This window comes from Magnetococcales bacterium, assembly GCA_015231755.1.
Lineage (GTDB): Bacteria > Pseudomonadota > Magnetococcia > Magnetococcales > Magnetaquicoccaceae > Magnetaquiglobus.
In genome coordinates, this window is the sequence record JADGAZ010000006.1 from 32,993 (window position 1) to 51,705 (window position 18,713).

General features: G+C 57.9%; 12 protein-coding genes. 6 read left to right on the top strand and 6 right to left on the bottom strand.

The genetic code is table 11. The features are described from left to right. The first annotated feature begins 18 nt into the window (after positions 1 to 18). A complete protein-coding gene (locus tag HQL98_05445) occupies positions 19 to 426 on the top strand; it encodes a DUF3124 domain-containing protein (protein ID MBF0271510.1) in 408 nt (135 codons plus the stop codon). Between the two features lie 157 nt (positions 427 to 583). On the opposite strand, the gene HQL98_05450 is transcribed toward HQL98_05445, so the two are convergent. The 5 genes from HQL98_05450 to HQL98_05470 all read right to left on the bottom strand — a co-directional run bounded on the left by HQL98_05450 (position 584) and on the right by HQL98_05470 (position 8,367). Next, a complete protein-coding gene (locus HQL98_05450; GenBank protein MBF0271511.1) occupies positions 584 to 2,680 on the bottom strand; it encodes a hypothetical protein in 2,097 nt (698 codons plus the stop codon). A 392-nt stretch (positions 2,681 to 3,072) separates the two neighbouring features. After that, entirely contained in the window at positions 3,073 to 4,380 is a 1,308-nt protein-coding gene (locus HQL98_05455) for an MFS transporter (GenBank protein ID MBF0271512.1), read from the bottom strand. Then, the gene (locus HQL98_05460; GenBank protein ID MBF0271513.1) at positions 4,374 to 6,305 is read right to left on the bottom strand and encodes a ferric reductase-like transmembrane domain-containing protein; all 1,932 of its coding nucleotides are present in this window, start codon (positions 6,303 to 6,305) and stop codon (positions 4,374 to 4,376) included. The genes HQL98_05455 and HQL98_05460 overlap by 7 nt, the downstream gene beginning before the upstream one ends. Next, positions 6,302 to 7,303 (bottom strand): magnetochrome domain-containing protein, encoded by a 1,002-nt coding sequence (locus HQL98_05465; protein ID MBF0271514.1) that lies wholly within the window; start codon positions 7,301 to 7,303, stop codon positions 6,302 to 6,304. The genes HQL98_05460 and HQL98_05465 overlap by 4 nt, the downstream gene beginning before the upstream one ends. A gap of 227 nt (positions 7,304 to 7,530) precedes the next feature. Next, positions 7,531 to 8,367 (bottom strand): DUF2202 domain-containing protein, encoded by an 837-nt coding sequence (locus HQL98_05470; GenBank protein ID MBF0271515.1) that lies wholly within the window; start codon positions 8,365 to 8,367, stop codon positions 7,531 to 7,533. A 441-nt stretch (positions 8,368 to 8,808) separates the two neighbouring features. Here HQL98_05470 and HQL98_05475 point away from each other — a divergent pair, with 441 nt between their 5' ends. The 5 genes from HQL98_05475 to HQL98_05495 are packed head-to-tail and all read left to right on the top strand — an operon-like array spanning position 8,809 to position 17,107. Further along, positions 8,809 to 10,470, top strand: coding sequence for a DUF2138 family protein (locus HQL98_05475; protein MBF0271516.1), 1,662 nt, complete (start codon positions 8,809 to 8,811; stop codon positions 10,468 to 10,470). Next, positions 10,440 to 11,105: a DUF1175 family protein gene (locus HQL98_05480; GenBank protein MBF0271517.1), complete on the top strand. Its 666-nt coding sequence runs from the start codon at positions 10,440 to 10,442 to the stop codon at positions 11,103 to 11,105. The genes HQL98_05475 and HQL98_05480 overlap by 31 nt, the downstream gene beginning before the upstream one ends. Further along, the gene (locus HQL98_05485) at positions 11,039 to 15,667 is read left to right on the top strand and encodes an alpha-2-macroglobulin family protein (GenBank protein MBF0271518.1); all 4,629 of its coding nucleotides are present in this window, start codon (positions 11,039 to 11,041) and stop codon (positions 15,665 to 15,667) included. Before HQL98_05480 ends, HQL98_05485 begins: the two co-directional genes overlap by 67 nt. Next, positions 15,664 to 16,035: a DUF2300 domain-containing protein gene (locus tag HQL98_05490; protein MBF0271519.1), complete on the top strand. Its 372-nt coding sequence runs from the start codon at positions 15,664 to 15,666 to the stop codon at positions 16,033 to 16,035. Before HQL98_05485 ends, HQL98_05490 begins: the two co-directional genes overlap by 4 nt. A gap of 1 nt (position 16,036) precedes the next feature. Further along, entirely contained in the window at positions 16,037 to 17,107 is a 1,071-nt protein-coding gene (locus HQL98_05495; GenBank protein ID MBF0271520.1) for a DUF2135 domain-containing protein, read from the top strand. A gap of 35 nt (positions 17,108 to 17,142) precedes the next feature. Here the strand turns inward: HQL98_05495 and HQL98_05500 are convergent, their stop codons facing one another. After that, complete coding sequence (locus HQL98_05500) at positions 17,143 to 18,624, bottom strand: YdiU family protein (GenBank protein MBF0271521.1); 1,482 nt, start codon at positions 18,622 to 18,624, stop codon at positions 17,143 to 17,145. Positions 18,625 to 18,713: the final 89 nt, after the last annotated feature.

An 18,713-nucleotide genomic window follows, 5' to 3' on the forward strand; every position in this document is an offset into this window, starting at 1 on the left:
AAAGGACAGTCGGTGTATGTGCCGGTCTACTCGTCGGTGATGCATGGCAATCTCAACGACAATGGCAAGCCTTCCGAAATTCTGCTCTCTTCGATGTTGAGCGTGCGCAACACCGATCCGAAATATCCCCTGACCATCACTTCGGTTCAGTATTACGACACCCATGGCCGGGTGTTGAGGGAACACATCAGCGCCCCCAAGACGTTGCATCCCATGGGATCGATGGAGTTCTTCGTGGAATACAAAGAGCGGGATGGGGGCACGGGTGCCAATTTTGTCGTGACCTGGAAGGCGGAACGTGCCATCAATCAGCCGATTCTAGAGACGGTGCAGATCTATCACTGGGGTACGCAGGCCCAATCGTTTGTCAGTCGCGGGCAGGTGATCGACATGCATGAGGGAGAGGCGACCCGGAAGCCCGACTGAATGGCTTTTGGTTGGCAGCGTTGAGAAAAACAACAAAAAGGCCGTCACACCAGGACGGCCTTTTTGTTGTCGTCTCCCCCGGGGCATCCGCTAGCCATGACAGCCTGGTTGGGGCGCGACGCCGCAATGAGGGGAAAAGCGAATGGATGCTTTTGCGTCAGAAGGTTTCATACGCAGCGTCGGACGTGGGGCGCTGATCGGAGATTTGTTGGGTGTGCGTCAAGCGTGTCGATTTCTGGTGGTCGTATGCCAGGGAAGGGGTTGTCTTCCTGGAGGGTGACTGGAGGTGCTGACCGATATTGAAGAAGGAAACCGCTTGAGCCATCAGGTTGGCTTGCGCGTTCAATTCTTCCGCTGTGGCGGCCAACTCCTCGGATGTGCCGGCATTCTGCTGAACCACCTGATCCAGTTGACGAATGGCTTCGTCAATATGTGAGATGCCTTCGCGTTGTTGTCTGCTGCACTCCGTAATCCCTCGGATACGTTCGGCGGTATCTTGAATATCCGGCACGAGCTTGCTGATGATGAGGCCGGCCTGTTCGGAAATGTGAACGCTGGAGGCGGAAAGATGACTAATCTCGCCGGCTGCGATCTGGCTGCGTTCGGCCAATTTTCTGACCTCCGCCGCCACCACGGCGAAACCTTTACCGTGTTCCCCCGCCCGTGCCGCTTCAATGGCCGCATTCAAGGCCAACAGGTTGGTTTGTCGTGCGATTTCTTCAATGATACCGATTTTCGAGGCGATTTCTTTCATGGCGTGGACCGCCTGATTCACGGCGTCTCCCCCCTTGGCGGCATCCTGGGAGGCTTTCATGGCGATGGTTTGGGTGGTGCTGGCGCTGTCTGTGTTGAGTTGACAGCTTCCGGTGATTTCCTTCAAGGCCAATACGGTGGCTTCCACGGATGCAGCCTGTTGGGTGGAGGATTGTGACAGCCCCTGAGCCGCTTCCGACAGTTGTTGACTGCCCTGAGCCACTTCGGTGGCCGCCATTTTGACCTGACCGATGATCGCGTGGAGTTTATGAATCGCCTCGGCCATGATGGAGGCCATGATGCCCACTTCATCCTTTTGCTGGATGTTGTTGGTGACGGTCAGATTGCCGCGTCCAAACTCCAGCGTCATCTGCTGAAGTGTACGGACCGGAGTGGCGATGACTCGACCAATGAGCCATGAAAAAAGCGAGCCCAGCAGAAAAATGACTCCACTGGCACCCATCGCCATTCTGGCCTGCTGTTGAGCCGACGCGCTGGCGGTTTTGGATGTGGTGGTCATATCCTCGGAGGCTTTTTTGGTCAAGTTTTCCAGGAGTGGCTCGATGGCATGTACGGCGGCACGCATGTGTTGCATCAGGTTGTCGAGTTCTTTCTCCTTGGACACCAATTGCATCAAGGTCTGGTGGTACTGCTTGCCGGTATCCAACAGTATGGTTTTGTCCTCATCGGAAATGGAAGAGGTCGCGACTTGTTGTCGCCAAGTTTCCAGTTTCTTTGTTAGGTTGATCGTGTACTTTTCGTCTTTGCGCAGCAGATAATCTTTTTCATCTTTGCGGATTTCAAGATAAATCTGAGACAATCCAGGCACATAACGGAGTTTCAACACGGTTTCGATGTCGTGCGCCAGATTGCGGAAGGAGAGGTCGGAGCCTGCCCCGGTTTTCTCGGGAGACTGGGTGACAGATTCCTCGAAGTGTTTCAGATATGTTTCCGCCTTGATTGTCAGTTCCTTCTTGACTTCATCATTCAGTGTGGAGTCTGCCACATCCTTGAGAAATTGTTTGACCTGAATTCTTAATTGATCCAGATATTTCGGATCCTTCCTGAGTTGGAAATCCTTCTCGGAACGCCGCATTTGGAGCAGGGTGACAAAGATGGCCTCTGTGTCGTAATTCTTGATCTTTTTCTCCAGATTGTGGGCGCTGTCCCGGAATTTTCCCTGGAGTCCGGATTGATGATCCAGACCTTTTTCCGTTTCGTTTTTGACCAGGTTCGAGAAGGTGGTCAGGTACTCTTCTGACTTCTTTTTGATTTCGGTGGCCAGACGGGCACTTTCGGGGTCATGATTCTTCTGGGAATTGGCCGTCATGTCATCGACGATTTGCTGCATGGCCTGGATGCGTTTTTTGACCGCGTCATTGTATTTGGGGTCCTTGCGCAACAAGAAATCTTTTTCTCCGCGTCGGGCCTCCAGCATCAGGATATTCAACTGTTGCGCGTTGGATTTTTCCACCTCGGCCTGCTCCAACACATCTTCCATGAAGGTGGTTAAGGATTGGGTGAGCGTCTTATGATAAAGTGTGACAACTCCCAAAAACAAAATGCCAACCACCCCAAATCCAACACTAATTTTAGTCGTGATCTTCATATTGAGAAAACTGTTTGGAATGGTCATCAATAAAAGTCCCTTTTTATGAGTACAGGATTAGTATTAATAAGTGTTAACACGCTATGAGTGGGTTGGAGCTGTGTCGTGGAGGAAAAATTATCTTGAAGATGGAAACGATTGTCAATCTCATTCTTGAATATTAAACAGAAACTTCATAGAAAAGCGTGCGCGTTTTGTTTTTGTCTGGAACGGTTCAGGAAAAACAAATTCGCAGGGGGGAGATGCCGGTATGAAATATGGCTGATTAAGATAATCTTAAGATATCAGGATGGTTTGTTTGCCGCAGATCCATATTGGCAATAGGTTTCGCGTATGAACAGCGTCGCGATCAGTCCCATGAGGGAAAAACACAACAGAATGGTGATGCCGGCCTGATACGCGGCGAGTCCTGGCGCGTGGTTCGTGGCGCCCGCATGGATGAGATCGATGGCCCATCCCACCGAAGGTTGCAAGACCGCGGTTCCGAGGAAGGCGCCGATATTGACGACGCTGGTGGCCATGCCGGAGAGCGAATGGGCGTTGACCTCCTTGGCGCATGACCAGCTCAAGGTGAAGCTGGAGGCACACAATCCCATGACAAAAAAGAAAAGATAGCCTGTGGCACCCTGCATTGTCACCCCGGTCAGCAGCGGCAACCAGCACAAACAATAGGCCAACGCTCCCCCCATCATTACGGGTTTGCGTTGACCGATGCGATCCGAAATCGTGCCGACAAAAAATGCGCCGATGGAAAATCCCAGCAACAAAAGGGAGGTGCGCCCCGTGGCAGAGGCCCGGTCCAGACCATGGGCATCGCGCAAGAACGGTACGGCCCACAACCCTCCGAAGGCAAACAGGGAACCCGCCATGCCCATGTTGACCCACAGGCCCGGCCATGTGGCACGATTGTTCAAGACGATCTTCAGTCCGTCGTACCAATGTCCCTCATGGGACGGGTGTGCCGCTTTGCCATCCAGTTCCCGCAGACTGGGCAAGCCGATGGTCCCCGGATGATCCCGCACCAACCACCAGGCCAGCATGGCCATCAGCAAAGAAAATTCCGCCACGAAGACAAAGACGGTGCGCCAGGAAACATGCTCCAACACCCAGGTGAGGGGGGCTGCGGCCAACAGCGCCCCCAGATTGCCGAGCAGAATGGTGGCGCCGGTTATGGTTGCAAAATGTCGGTCGTGGAACCAGACGGCATTCAGCTTGAGCAACGCGATGAAGGTCACCGAGACCCCCAGCCCAATCAACAACCGACCGGTCACCGCGATGGAAAGGGTGTCCGCCATGCCGAATATCCAGGAACCTCCCCCGGCGATCAATCCGCCCATCGCCACCACGTGGCGTGGCCCCACGGTATCCACGAGGATGCCTGTGGGTATTTGCATCACCATGTAAACATAGAAGTAGGTCGCCGCTAGTCCTCCCAGGGAGACGCCGTTTGCCTGAAACGCCTGTTGAAGATCACTGGAAATCGTCGCGGGCGCATAACGGTGGAAGAAGGACAGCATGTACGCCAGACCGACCACGACAAACCCAGTCCACCGCAACCGTACCAGTTGCGTCTTTTGGTGAGCGGTCAGCATGATGCGCGGTTCTTCTGGATGGTTTTGGGCGGTGGGGCCTGGAGCGATTGTTGGAATCGATACCACAGCAACAGGCTGACGAGTACCAGATACACATACGGCTCTCCGTTGTCATGGGAGGAGGCCCATATGAAATGGAACGCAACCAGAATGTTGATCAGGAAGGTCATCTGATGGATCTGTTTCCACCGTTTGATGCCCAATTTGCGGATGGCGTTGTTGGTGGAGGTTGCCGCCAGCACGATCAACAGGGCATAGGCGGCCACGCCAAGCAGGGTAAATTCTCTTTTGTAGATGTCTGCCACAATGTCATTCCATTTCAGGTTCCATTCCAGCCAGACGAATGTCACGACATGCAAGGTTGCGTAGAAGAAGGCATACAGGCCGATCATCCGGCGGTATTGGCCGAATTGTTTGATGCCGGTCAACTCGCTGATGGGACGCAGGGAGAGGGAAATCAACAAGAAATTGAAGGCCCAGTCCCCGAGATAACGGTTGATGAATCCCACCGGCATCTGACCCACGGAACTGCCCGGCACATAACCACTGAGCAGTACCCGTCCCAGGAGCCACAGAACCGGCAACATGGAGATCATCCAGATGAGTGGCTTGAGATCCAGACGGTTGCGTCCTTTGGCGAGCAGGACATGTTGGGCGTTTTCGGTCATGCTGCCGTGAACCAGCCAAATGGCATAGATCATGAGCAGGAGATTGCCTGTGCCGATCAGCACGAAAGGGGAACGTGGTCCCACGGCATCAAAAAAATATCCCCCGCTTTGCACCAAGACGATCACGCCGAGACTGCCCACCAGCGAGAAAACGCCCTGGACGGCGCTCAACATCGGTGCGGGGAACAGTTCGAGGGTCAAGATTTTGGGTGCCGTCAGACTGCCTGCCGATCCGAATCCGATGATGGCCAATGGCACGCAGATGGACCAACTGAAGGGATTGACCACCAGACTCATCAGCATGAAACCCACGCCGGAAATGCACAGGCTCGCCCCAATGGCGGTAACCCGACTGTGGGCTTCCATGAACTGTTTCCAGACCGGAATGGAGATCAGCAACACCATTCCGACCAGGCCGATCAGGGCCGCGGCATGGGCCGTGGCATAAACCCGACTCACCCCCACCAGATCCGCAATGGAGATGTGCCACATGGAAAGAAACAGGCTGAGTACGATCATGTCGGCCCGGACAAAAAAGGTTGCGGCCAGACTCAATTGCATGCGCGGATCACGGGCGATCAATTTCAAGGCGTCGTCACCGCCAGAGGGTTCGACCGCCAGATCCTGTTGATGCGGGATCAGTTTTTGTTGGATGATCCAGGTGCCCGCGATCGAGATCAGGGCCATCATGACCATGACCGAATAGACGGTTCCGGCATCATGGGGAATTTGCATGAGAATGGCGAATATCACCGATCCGCCGAGGACCAGCATGATGATTTTGTTGATCATCATGCTGGGTGAGTGGTCGGAGGCCGCGGATTTACCGATCAGCGTGGAAATTTCCAGTTGCGCCGTATTGGTGCCGATGGAGATCAGAATGCGCATGAGATAATAAAAAACCAGACCGCTCAGTCCCAGTGCGTGATGGGTTTCGTGGCTCAACGGGGCCAATGTGGCCCCGATGCCGGCTACCAGGAAGCCGAGAAACAACAACACCCCATTGCTGATTCGTTTTTGAATGAATTCAATGTATCCGATCAGCAACAGGCTGATGATTTCGGTCACCACCACCAGATGGGAGTTGATGACGCCGCTCTCCTCATAAGGAATGCGCAGGGCGTCATCCAGATAGAGGGGTTGCAGACCCACCGCCAGTGCGATGATCAGCGTGCTGAGACTCGACAGCAGGTAGAGGGTATTGTTGCGATCGGTCCGGCTTTTGGGAGGAAGCGTCGATTCGTTGAGAGGGGTCATTCTTCGTCCTGATCCTTCAAGCCGTTGCCGGTCCAGGCGCAACGCAAATGTTTGTCGCGCAGGGTGCAAGACTGCCCATTGACTGAAAAGCTTTTGGCGTAGCGCAGGGCCGTGTGTTTGCTGCCTGTCTCTTTGTAGGCGGTTCCTTTGACGAACAGACCCATGCCAATGCGACAGCCTTGTTTGTTGAGATACCAATCGGGCGCCAGATTGATCCAGGTTGCCTCATTGATGCCGTCATACACCAGAATATGGGTGTTGACACGACCGGATTGGACCGAATTTTCAACAACACGCACAATTTTCCCCTGAAACCGGGTGGGGATGAACCGTTCATGCCATTCCGGGTCGAGGGCGGCGGACGCGGGGGTCCGGGGCGGCGCTGAGGAGAGGGACAGGGCTACCGTCATCCCGGCGGGGGTCGCAGGCTCGATCGGGGCGGTTGTGGTACGCATCGCAGGGGCCGTGACCATGGGTGGGGATGGATCCACCGGAGCATCCACGACCGGGGTGGGGGTGTTCTGGGCGGGGTTGGGCAGGATGCGATGGCAGTTGGCGCAGGGCATCCGATCCCGTCCGTCTTGATGGGAGGCGACCGCGGGCGTGCCATCCACCACCGGTGGCGCGGAGGCGACACCGGTGTTCACCGGAGCGTCCGTGACCGGGATGTTTTGGGCGGGATTGGGCAGGATGCGATGGCAATTGGCGCAGGGCATCCGATCCCGCCCGTCTTGATGGGAGGCGACCGCGGGCGTGCCATCCACCAGGGGAGGCGTGGAGGCGATCCCACTGTTTGGATTGTTGGCGATGATTTCATGGCAACTGGAACAGGTCATCCGCTCCCGCCCATCCAGATGGGGCGCCGACATGCCCGCCGCGATGGGCGGAGCCTTGTTATAGACGTGGTCCTCCCAGGGATCTTCCGCGAAAACCGACAGGAAAAAGAGTACCAGACTGAAGGCAATGCTGATGGCCATGAACCATTGAAGCTGTTTCATGGCTCAAAATATCCGGATGGGGCCAGTGGGTGGACTGGACCAGTCTGTCTGGGTGTGGAAACGGTTGCCAGAGGGGCTTGATCTGTGTTTTCGTCAGATGACTGGTTGGAAATCATCAAACTTCCTTGCTGTCGTTTGTATCTGGTCACGCATGGGTGACTATGTTTTTTGTATTTCCAAAGGAAGGATCCTTTGTTTTTTATAAAATGTCAAGCGGTTTCATATTGTTACTGGTTCTGGAAAAGACCGGTATCCATGGGGCTGTGCAGAATCGTGTCAAACGACTGTGCAGACAATTTGACGGGCGCATACGCGACGCCCTGCAATTCCATGCCATGGGCAAAGGCGCGCAGATGATTGAAAGATCCGCGATGAATGAGTGAATAGACTTGAATGATATCGGGTTTGTCGGTTTCCTTGATGGCGTTTTCAAGATCCAGAATGTCAAGTTCCTCGATCAAGGCCCCGACCCGCAACGCCTCGATCACGGATCGTTGTCCTTGTTGAGTCAGTTGCTGATACATTTGTGACAGATGGGTATCGACAAAGGATCCCGGGGCTTTTTGTTCTGCCGGATCCGGCAATCCATAACGCTGGATCAATTGTCCCACGGTGTCCATATGGCGCTGCTCGGCGCGGGAAATGCTGACAAACATGGATATTCCCCACAGGCGGTGCATTTCCTGATAGACATCCCGCGCTAGTTTTTCTTCTTCTCGCATAAACAGGATGTATCGTGTCTCGTTGGCTGTCAGTGGACCGCTTGAAAATTGCGCCACGACAGGGGTCGCATAGGCGCCGGATGAGGAGGCGATCGGGCTGTTGTTGTGATGCTCTTTGCCATGATGGGGAGAAAAATGGTCTGTTCCATACAGTGTGATGAGCACGATGACAATCGCCACTCCCGCCAATCCACCCAGCCAGAACAACAACCGCTTCTGAAGCGTGGGTTCGTTTGCGGAAATGCCACACGCTTCCACGCAATCCTCGTCAGGATTCTTCGGTTTGTTCTGGCAACGCATATGGCATGAGGAGCCAGAGAAGGAGGATCGGGTTTGATTCATTTTATTGCTCCGGATTGAACCTGTTCATTCTTTATATTATTGGTTCTGTCTTTCAGTCGGCCATCATTAAAATAAGAATATCCGGATTGTCTGCGCAGCGGTCACAAGTCGGACAGCATGGGCCTCCTTTGACCTGCAACGGAGTGATTATATCTCTGATTGTCACATCCATCAAAGAGTTCAAGCGGAATTCATCCCTCGCGTCCATTTTTTCCAGGTTTTGAGACGGGGCAATACCGGGTCGGGCTTGCCGTTCGAGGCGTTCTTTGCGGATTGTTTGGGAAAACGCGCCGGATGTGTTGATTTTCCTTTAGTTTATCAGGAAAAGTGCTCAGAATGGAGTCGGTCATTTTTGGGGATCCGGCTGTAACCTTTCCAGCCACAACACGAGTGGATCCCTGTCGGGGAAACTGAGCAAGGCCAGGTGGGGTAAAGGGACGCATGACCAGGCTGTTTGCAAAAAGTCGGTGGTGGGCATGGGCCGTGGGTATCGCCATGGTCGCGGTGGTGACCGTGTGGGCGGGATGGCGCCAACTATCCCTCTCCCCACCGCCGGCCACCCCGTCTCAGCCGTCGGTTCCGGCCCCGTTGCCGGCGGATCGATTGTTTCATCCGGATCTGGTGATTCAAAGCCGCTCCCTCTCCCAGTTGCCGAAAGACCTGCTCGCGGTGCCTTTCTTGAATACGCTCTTGACCGAGGAGTATGTTTTTTATTACCAGCAGAACGAATCCCGTCTGAGCCTGGAAGGCAGTTTGCGCCGCATCGCCTATGAGCATGACATGGGGGTCGGGGATACGATCATCGCCCATGTGCTCGACACCCCCGCCCAGGTGGCCTTGTGGAAAAACAAGGATGGCAAACTTAAAAATTATCTGGTGCTGTTGCCGAAGCAGGGGCTGGTGGGCTTTCTGGATGTCGTGGCCAAGGTGGCGGCCCACGATTCCCAACTCAAACGGCACGCCGAAGTCAAATTGGGTGGCGAGATTTCCCACACCATCTGGCGCTTGGAACATACCCCGAAACGTCACCTTTTTTTCACCACCCTGAAGGGCCATCTGGCCATCTTCACCGATCCGACCCTGCTGGAGAGCGGGCAGAACGGAGAACGGGCCGGAGTGGTCGGACAATTCATCTCCAGCCTCGGTCCTGACAGCCTGGGGGCGGGTTTGCGCCTGCCGACACTGGCGGGCAAACATGCGATTGCCGTGCGGGGGGATTATCTCTCTTTTGGTTATCAGCATTTTTTTCCGGCGTTGACCGGGATGCGTTTCGACTTCGACGCCTCCGGGTGGAAAACGTGGCTGTTGGCTTCCGCCCCCCTGGCGGCTCCGGGTGACTTGTGGGGCCGTCTGCCCGCCAATCCGGCGTTGTGCCTGGCGGTGCCGGTGGATCGCGCCCGTTTGTTGGAGTATCTGCGTCCCTTCACCGACAATCCGGAATTGCCCCGACTGGTGGAGGCCCTGCGTCCGCCGGCGGCACTTTGCTGGTATGGGGACTCCCATCTGCATACCCCCCTGGCCGTTGTGCCGGTGGGCAACGTCAACGAAGCCTGGATGCCCATGCTGGCGGAGCTTTTCGCGCGCCTCATCGGTTCGCCGCCCCCCCTGCTCAACAAGGATGCCCCACCTTTGGAATTGCTCCCGGTGGAAGATCGCGCCTGTCCGGGTGGACGGATCTGGCGACGGTCGGTGCGCTCGGCCCATGGTCTGGAGCAGGCCTCGGGCCAGGGGAGCAAGGGGGGGGCGTATCGTCATTTTCCGGTGACAGTGGCGTTGTGCCATGGCGCGTTGATTTTTTCTCCGGATCGGACCGTGGCGGAGCGGGCCCTGGCGGTTCTGGAGAAGCATTATCCCCCCTTGATGGAACAGTTGGCCGCCGGAACCCCGGAGGTCAGCCTGTTGGTTTCCCCGGCGCAACTGGCGCCCCTGTTGCGCAAGAGCGTGCTGGAAAGCCTGCCTCCCGCCAGCGAGAAGGTGTTTCGCGCCAGCGTTGAAAAGCGTCTGTTGCCTCAGTTGGACCACATCAGCGCCATGTTCCCCTTTGCCCTGGGGACGCCTCGGGGATCCGATTCCTGGGAGCCTTTGGCTTGGCACGCTTTCTGACCCTTTTCGGCCTGGGGCTGTCTCTGGCGGTATGGGGACCGGGTTGGCCGGGGTATGCGGACGAGGAACCGCGACTCGACGCCGCGCAGTCGGAGCTGTTTCGCTCCTGGTTTGTGCGCATCGTCGCCGAAGAGGTGCGTCGGGGGCCTTCGCCCCGCTGGGTGCATCGGGATTGCGCCAGTCTGGTCCGGTTCGCGGTGCGTGAGACCTTGCGCATCCACGACGAAAAATGGCGCAAAAGCAGTGGCATGACCCAGACCCTGCTGCCGCCGGAACTCTCCCTCACCCCGGCACAGATGGGGTTGGGGCAACGCTGGAAAACCCCGGAAGGCAACAAGGCCGCCTATGTTTCCGCCCTGGGGTTGGTGCAGGAGAATACCGTCTTTGTGACCCGGGATCTTTTGCATGCCAGACTGGGAGATCTGCTTTTTTTCGATCAGGGAGAGGATCAACACCTGATGATCTGGGTCGGCGATGGCGTGACCTATCATCGTGGGGAGTCTTCGCGTCAGGATCATGGTTTGCGGGCGGTTGCGCTGCAAAGACTGCTCAACTGGAAGGATAGTCGATGGCAACCAAGACCGGAAAATCCCAATTTTTTGGGTGTCTATTCATTTTCTTTTTTGTCGCGTTGACGGCGTCCGGCAACGGATGGGCAGGGAGCGATGCCGGTCTGTTGGGCATTCAGCCCAGCGGTTACGGCATGGTCAAGGGCGAAAGCTTCTTTTTGTTGGCGGACAGCGGTTTTGGCGCCGGTGAGACGGCGACGATCCGTCTGGAAGGTCCGGCGGCGGCTCTGGAACGTTATACCGGCATCGATATCCTATTGTACCGGATTCCCGATCCTGTCGGGTTTTTGCGCAAGCAGCCCAATCTTCACCGGGTGCAACTGCCGGGGCGGTACGATGGGGAAGGGCTGTCCAATGCCGTCCATTATGTCTGGGATGTCTGGTACAAGAAATCCCGATTGGCTTGGCAGCGGATTTTTTCCGCGGATGCCCGTTTCAGTGCGGTCAGTCAGGCGCCGTTGCTCAGTCAGGCGCCGGCTTACACCTATACTACCGAATTCGAGGACAATCCCCAGTTTCGTCCCTTGTCCCAGTTTCCGCTGGTGAGTCGTTTTCGTTATCCGTTGTGGGAGGCGGAGCCGATTGCGCCTTCCGCCTCGGTCAAGGTGGAGGGATCCAGCCACGAATTTTTCAAGAAACGTCTGGGTAATGTCCTGTTGCCCCTGGGCAAACTGCAACCCGGTCTTTATCTGGTGGAAGGGTTGCTGGGACGCTTTCGGGCGACCGCGTTGGTTTTCGTCTCCGACACCGTGGCCATCACCAAGACCTCCGGCCAGCAGATGCTGGTCTGGACCGCCCACAAGAAGAACGGCGTGCCGGTCCCTGGGGTCAAACTGCTGCTCGCCGATGGCGCGGGTACGTTGCAGGAGTTGAACACCGGCGCCGATGGCACCGCCTTGTTCACGCGTCAAAGTCCGGAACGCTCCCATCTGATCGCCATGGACCCGGATGGTGGGGTCTTCGTGGCGGAAAATTTCTATTACGACAGCGAAATCCATAGCGCCAAATTGTATGCCTTCACCGATCGGTCGCTTTACCGTCCGGGGGATCTGGTGCAGTTCAAGCTGGTGGGACGGCGGTTTCAGGATGCCCAGAACTCCGTTTCCCTGGAGGCTGGTCCCATTTCGGTCGTGGCGTTGGATCCCAATGGCGCTCCGGTGGGATCGACCACGTTCCATCTCGATCCCGTCATCGGTGGAAATGGCAGTTTCCGCCTGCCGGAGCAGGCGCCAGCCGGGGGCTATACCCTGCGCATGCTGTATCGGGATGAACCGTATGCCGCCTCGTTCCGGGTGGCCCGCTACGCCAAGCCCCACTATGACATCGAAATGACTTTGGATAAGCCCTCCTATCGCACCGGGGAAGGCATCGCCGGCACCATCCGGGCCACCTATCCGGGAGGGCGTCCGGTCAGCGATCTGACCCTGGAGTTGAACCTGCGGGGTCAAAGTCTGGCTTTGAGCGACTATGAACAGCGGCAACGGGGACGTTTTCCCATCGCCTTGGCCAAAAAGGAGTGGAAAACCGATGCCCAGGGGCAGGTGCGCTTTGAATTGCCCGCGGCAGCGGAAGCGAGTCGTTACACCCTGCGTGTGGCCGGCAGTGACGGTTCCTCCTATCGGGTTTCGGCGGTGAAGGAGTTGCTGATCGATTCCGCCACCCCTGTTTTCACCCTGGAGAGCGACAGACAGCTCACCCAGCCGGGGGAGTCCGTTCGTTTCACCCTGCGCCGGCGTCCCTCCCCGGAGGGAGCGGCGGTCACCTGGCGGGCGGTCTGTCTGGAGGATCAATCCCGTCTGGAAGGTTCGGTGCAGGGGGATCACATCGAGGTCCGTTTCGACAAGGCCGGTTCGTATACGGTCATGCTGCAAGATGCCCAGGGCCATACCCTCGGCACCGTGGCCCATTGGGTGGGCGGTGCCGGCCTTCAGGGGGAACGGGGCGCGATTGGCATTCTGCTCGACAAGGAGCGTTATCGTCCCGGAGAGACGGTTCATGGCCTGATCACCTTCCCGACACCGGTGCAAGACGCTCTGTTCACCCTCGAACGGGATCAGGTTCATCGGCTGGGTACGCTCTCCAAGGGGGGAGACTGGTTGCGGTTGACCCGCAAGAGTGAGCGGCAATGGGCGGTTGAAATTCCAGTGACCACGCTGTTCCAACCCAATCTCACCTTGTCGGCCTTGATGGTGGCGGATGGCGCCTTCATCTTTCAGAACAAAGGCATCCGGGTCGAAAACGATCCGGTTGTCATGACCCTCACTCCGAACAAAGGCCGCTATCAGCCCGGAGAACGGGTCACGGTGGATCTGGAGACCTCTTTGGCCAACCAGCCGGTCTCCGCCGACCTGACGGTCAGCGTGGTGGATGAGACGGTCTATCTGTTGCAACCGGAACTGGCCCCGGATATACGGGAGTTTTTCGGACATTTGCGCCGCAATCAGGTGCGTACCCATTCCAGCCTGCAATTTCACACCTACGATCAGGCGGTGGTCTCCCCGGACCAGGAGAGCGCCACCTTCCACCGTCCTCTCAAGTTGCTGGAACGGCCACGACGGGAGAACATGGATACCGCCTTGTGGTTGCCCCATCTGCGCACCGGCGCGGATGGACGGGGTCGTTTCGAGTTCGTGCTGCCGGACTCCATCACCCGTTGGCGGATCACCGCACGCGCCACCACGACGGAGGGACGCTTCGGTCAACAGATCGCAACGTTGATCGCGGAGAAGCCCGCCTATCTCAAATGGACCGCCCCCACCCGTTTCCGGGAAGGGGATACGGTGCAGGGCATGCTGCTGGCTTTCAACATGGGTCATGAGCCGGTGCAGGGGCGCATTCGGCTGCAAGCCGGCGCCACGGTGGAGGAGCGCGCCGTGACCCTGGTTCCCGGCAGCAATCCGGTGCCGCTGCCGTTGACCATCCGGTCCGATCTGAGCGTGGAGGCGAGCTTGCGGATCCAGGATGTCGAAGTGGACCGCTTGCAGGTGCCCATCACCATGCTGCCCATGGGTTGGAACGTCGAGGGTCTGTTGACCGTGCCGTTGCGAGGCAAAACGACCCCCGTGAACCTGCCGGCGGGTGCCCGCGCCGTGCGCGCCACCTTGGCGGGGGATGGGGACGCCCACTGGTGGCGGGTGGCCGCCGATTTGATCGACTATCCATACGGCTGCGCGGAACAGACTGCCAGTCGTCTGATTCCGTTGACCTTTGCCTATCGCGCCTTGCGTCGTCAGGGGACCATCCCGGCCAACCGGTTGGAGGAGATGCGGGATCGGGTGTCCAATCATCGTTTTCGGCTGGCCCAGATGGCGGGACCGGAGGCGGTTTTTGGTTGGTGGGGGGATCAGGGCAGGGGCAGCGTCTTTTTTTCGGCCTATGCCTATTATGCGGATCATCTGGCGCTCTCCGCGCTTGGTTTGGCGGTCGGTGGTGATCACTGGATGAAACTGTTGGATATTTATCGCAAGTCGGCGGAGTCCGAATCCCCCTTGTTGCGGACCCTGGCCCTGTGGCTGGCCGGGGAGATGAAATTGCCGGTGCAGACCATGGCTACCGGGGTGGCTCAGGAGTGGTTGGACAAACCGGAGCCTCGTGCCGGCAAGGGGCTTTCCAAAGCCGGACTGGTGCTGGGGGACGATGGTACCCCGGAAGCCCGGGATTTTGCCCTGGTTTTGCTTAACGGCATGGTGAATGGACAAAAACGCCTGCTGCCAGCCTTGTCCGGGGCGGCCCAGGAGGCGGAAAAACGTCTTGCCGCCAAGGGCAGTCTGCTCTCTCAGGCCGCGGTGTTGATGGCGCAGGGGCAGCGTGACCGCAAGCTGGTGAAACCGGAAAAAGTGGCGGAACTGCTGCAACAAACCGTTGCCACCTCCGCCACCATCGACCGGGCCTTGACCTTGATTTTTCTGGATCGTCTGACCGGAGGCTCCGGTGTGCCGCCGGTGGCGCCGACCTTGTCGTCTCCCTGGATTCGTCAGGAGCGGCTGCCGGGAGTGGTGAGCTGGGTGCTGCCCGCCTCATCCGTCGCCAACCCGGTGGAGGTGCCAATCGCCACGGGGGAACAGACGGGATGGACCGCGTATCTGGGTTTCGAGGCGCCTGCCCCAGACAAACCAACCGCGTCGATGGCCATTACCCGTCGTTTGTGGCGTCTGACCCCTGCCAAGGAGCGACCGGCGCCGGATTATTCCGAAGACAATCCGGTCGAGACGCTGTTTGAGGCCAGTGCGGTCACACCGGACCAGCCGTTGGAGTCCGCGGCGATCTATCTGGACGAAGTGACGTTGGATCCGGGCAAAGGGCATTTTCGTTATGGTCTGCTGGAGGTGCCGCTTCCCCCCGGAGGAGAGATGGAGCCGTTCACCTGGGGCATGGCGGTTGCGGGTTTGAACGACGCGGAGCAGCCGGTGATGCTGACCGAAACCCACGCCGAGAAGCGGGATGAGCATTATATCGTGCCCATTCCGAAACTGGGGGCGGGGGGTGAATCCGGTGTGGTGACGTTGCGTCATTTGTTGAGATTTCCGGTTTATGGCACCATGCGGTTGCCACCGGTGCGTTATTTCTCCATGTACAACCCGGCGGAGTGGGCCATGGGTCGGGCCGGATTGCGGCTGACCGTGCCATGAGACCTCCCTGGAAGGCAATTGGCATGGGATTGAGCCTGTGGTGGTGCCAGGTCGATGTGGCCTGGGCGGGTTGCGCCCATGCGTTCGACCTGGAGGCGTGGATGGCGCAACGCGCCGGGGCGTGGTGGCGCCGTTTGGCGCCTTTGGCGGGCGCCGAGCCTCCCGGAGGCATCGAAATCTGCCGGATTCCTGCGGGCAGGCCCCATGCCCGTGGCGGGCGTATCGTTTTGCCTCCGTTACGCGAGGAGGAGGCGCGGTTGTCCGTGGCGCACGAATATGTGCATCTGGTTTTTCGCCATCATCCCCGCACCCGTGATGAACGGTTTGTGGAACAGATGGCGCGGGAATTGATTCTGGGGGAGCAATGACATGAAACGCCCATTGGCTCTTTTGGTCTGGCTGCTGTCCACGGTGTGGGTTGGGGCAGCCGGTTTTGATTGTCAGAAGGCGGCCACACCGGTGGAACGCCTGATTTGTGGCGATGCGGAACTGGTGGCGGCTGATTCCCGCATGGTGGACATCTTCAATCGACTGCAAGAGGTGTTCAAGGAGGACGAGACCCAGCGGACATGGCACAAACAGACCCAGTTGACCTGGCTGAAGGAGACCCGCAACCGCTGTGGTGATGTCGCCTGTCTGAAAGAGGTCTATCGGCAACGCAATGTGGTGTTGGAACAATTGGTTCCCCAGCCGATTGTCCTGGATGGGCCGATTGGGGGATGGCGCAACGACTTCGGCGAGGAGGTGGTCTACGTCCAGCAGGTGAACTATCCGGCCACCGGCGTCAACACCCAGGAGGAGGGGGATCAGTTCGGCGTGGCCCGCAAGAATGCCTCCTTGATCCGGGGCCGGATCGCGTCACATCTCAAACCCTCCAGCGACCAACCCCTCAAGATGATCGTCAACGGGATTCCCATGCCTTTGCTGTTGGATGAGGATGGTCGTTTTGCCCGACCCTATTTGTTCGGGACCGGCTCCAACGGGGTGGAGATTCGTTCTCCGGATGGGTCGGCTGTGGTGCGGCGGCAGTTTTATGAGGCCTATAACGAAAAAGTGCGGCCCCGGATGCGGATCGTGTTGTCGTGGGACAGCAATGGTACCGATCTGGATTTGCATGTCATCACGCCCAAGGGGGAGCATTGCGCCTATTTCAACCGGGCCATTCCCAGTGGCGGGGCCTTGGATGTGGATGTGACCACGGGATTCGGCCCGGAAATTTTTTCGCATCCGACCCCGCCTGCTGGTCAATATCTGCTTTATCTCAATTATTTCGGCGACGGTTCGGATGACAGGCATCCGAATCCTCTTCAGCCCATCACCGTGGCCACCATCACCGTGGTGACCGAGGAGAACACACCGGACGAAAAAATGCGGACCTTCACGGTTCCGGTGCGTCGTCCGGGCGAACTGGTGGAGGTGGCTAAATTTTTGTATCCGTAGATTGTTTTCGCTTCAATCGTTGCGTGGGCCTTTAGTCAGGTGCCGCAGAAGGTCTGGAAAGGCCGTTGGGGTGGGGGAGGCGGGTCGGCATGGCCTTTTGCGGCGGGTTGATCGTCGCAGGGGTGACGCAACAGGGCCAGGAGTGTTTCAAACGGTCCGATGTCACCCTGGCGTGCGGCCTCCAGGGCGGTTTCGACCCGATGATTGCGTGGAATGTAGGCCGGATTGGCCGCCCGCATGCTGGCATACCGTGCTTTGGCGTCCATCGCATCCCGTTGCAGGCGCGTGCGCCAGCGTACCACCCAGGAGTCGAATGCGGCGGGTTGCGTGAACAAAGACCGGACCGACGCATCGGCTTCGTGATCCACCGCCGCGGCGCACAGTCTCCGGAAGGTCAACGTGAAATCGGCTCCGCCGTTTTGCATGATCGACAGCAGATCCTGAATGAGCGCGACATCCTCCGGGGCGCTGGCGCCAAGACCCAGTTTGCGGCGCATGCCTTCCAGCCAGTATTGGGTGAAGCGTCCGTGAAATCCGTCGATGATCGCGCTTGCCCGTTCCAGCGCAACCTGGTTGCCCAGTCCCATGATCGGCAGCAGTGTTCCGGCCAATCGGGCCAGATTCCAGGCGGCGATCCCGGGTTGGTTTCCAAACGCGTACCGCCCCCACTGATCGATGGAACTGAAGACCGTTCCCGGATCGTAGGCGTCCAGAAATGCGCAGGGGCCATAATCGATGGTCTCCCCCGATACGGTCATGTTGTCGGTGTTCATCACTCCATGGATGAACCCCACCAGCATCCAGCGTGCGATCAGGAATGCCTGTCGTTCTGTCACTGCCTGCAACAGGGCCAGATATGGATCCTTTTGGGGTTCGATTTCGGGAAAATGGCGCGCCAGCACATGATCCGCCAGGAGGCGCACCGCCTGATGGTCGCCTCTGGCGGCGAAATATTCAAAGGTGCCGATGCGGATATGACTGGCGGCAACCCGTGTCAGGACAGCGCCCGGCAGGGGTTGTTCGCGTCTGACGATTTCTCCCGTGGCGACTGCGGCCAGGGCGCGTGTGGTGGGAATGCCCAGGGCGTGCATGGCCTCCGAAACGAGATACTCCCGCAATACCGGACCCATCCAGGCTCTGCCGTCGCCCTGACGCGAATAGGGGGTTCTGCCGGATCCTTTCAACTGGATATCGCGTCTGTTTCCATTCCGGTCGATGACTTCGCCGAGCAGAATGGCGCGTCCGTCACCCAACCTGGGAACGAAATGTCCAAACTGATGCCCCGCGTAGACCATCGCGATCGGAACGGCATCCGTCGGCAATCGGTTCCCGGAAAACAGCAGAGGCGCCCAGGGTTCCAAAGCGGCGGGATCCAGTCCAAGTTCAGCGGCCAGGGCGTGGTTGAACACCATCAGACGTGGGTTGGCCACCGGAACCGGGGCGACCCGGGCATAAAAAGATTCGGGCAGTGTCTGGTAGCTGTTTTTGAAATTGAAGGCAATCGAAGGTGGTGTCATCAGGCAGAACTCCTGTTGTGAGGATCCATCTGTTTTCTTCTGCTTTGGTGTCCACCTTCAGGGTATGCGCGGGTCACGCGAAGGGGTGA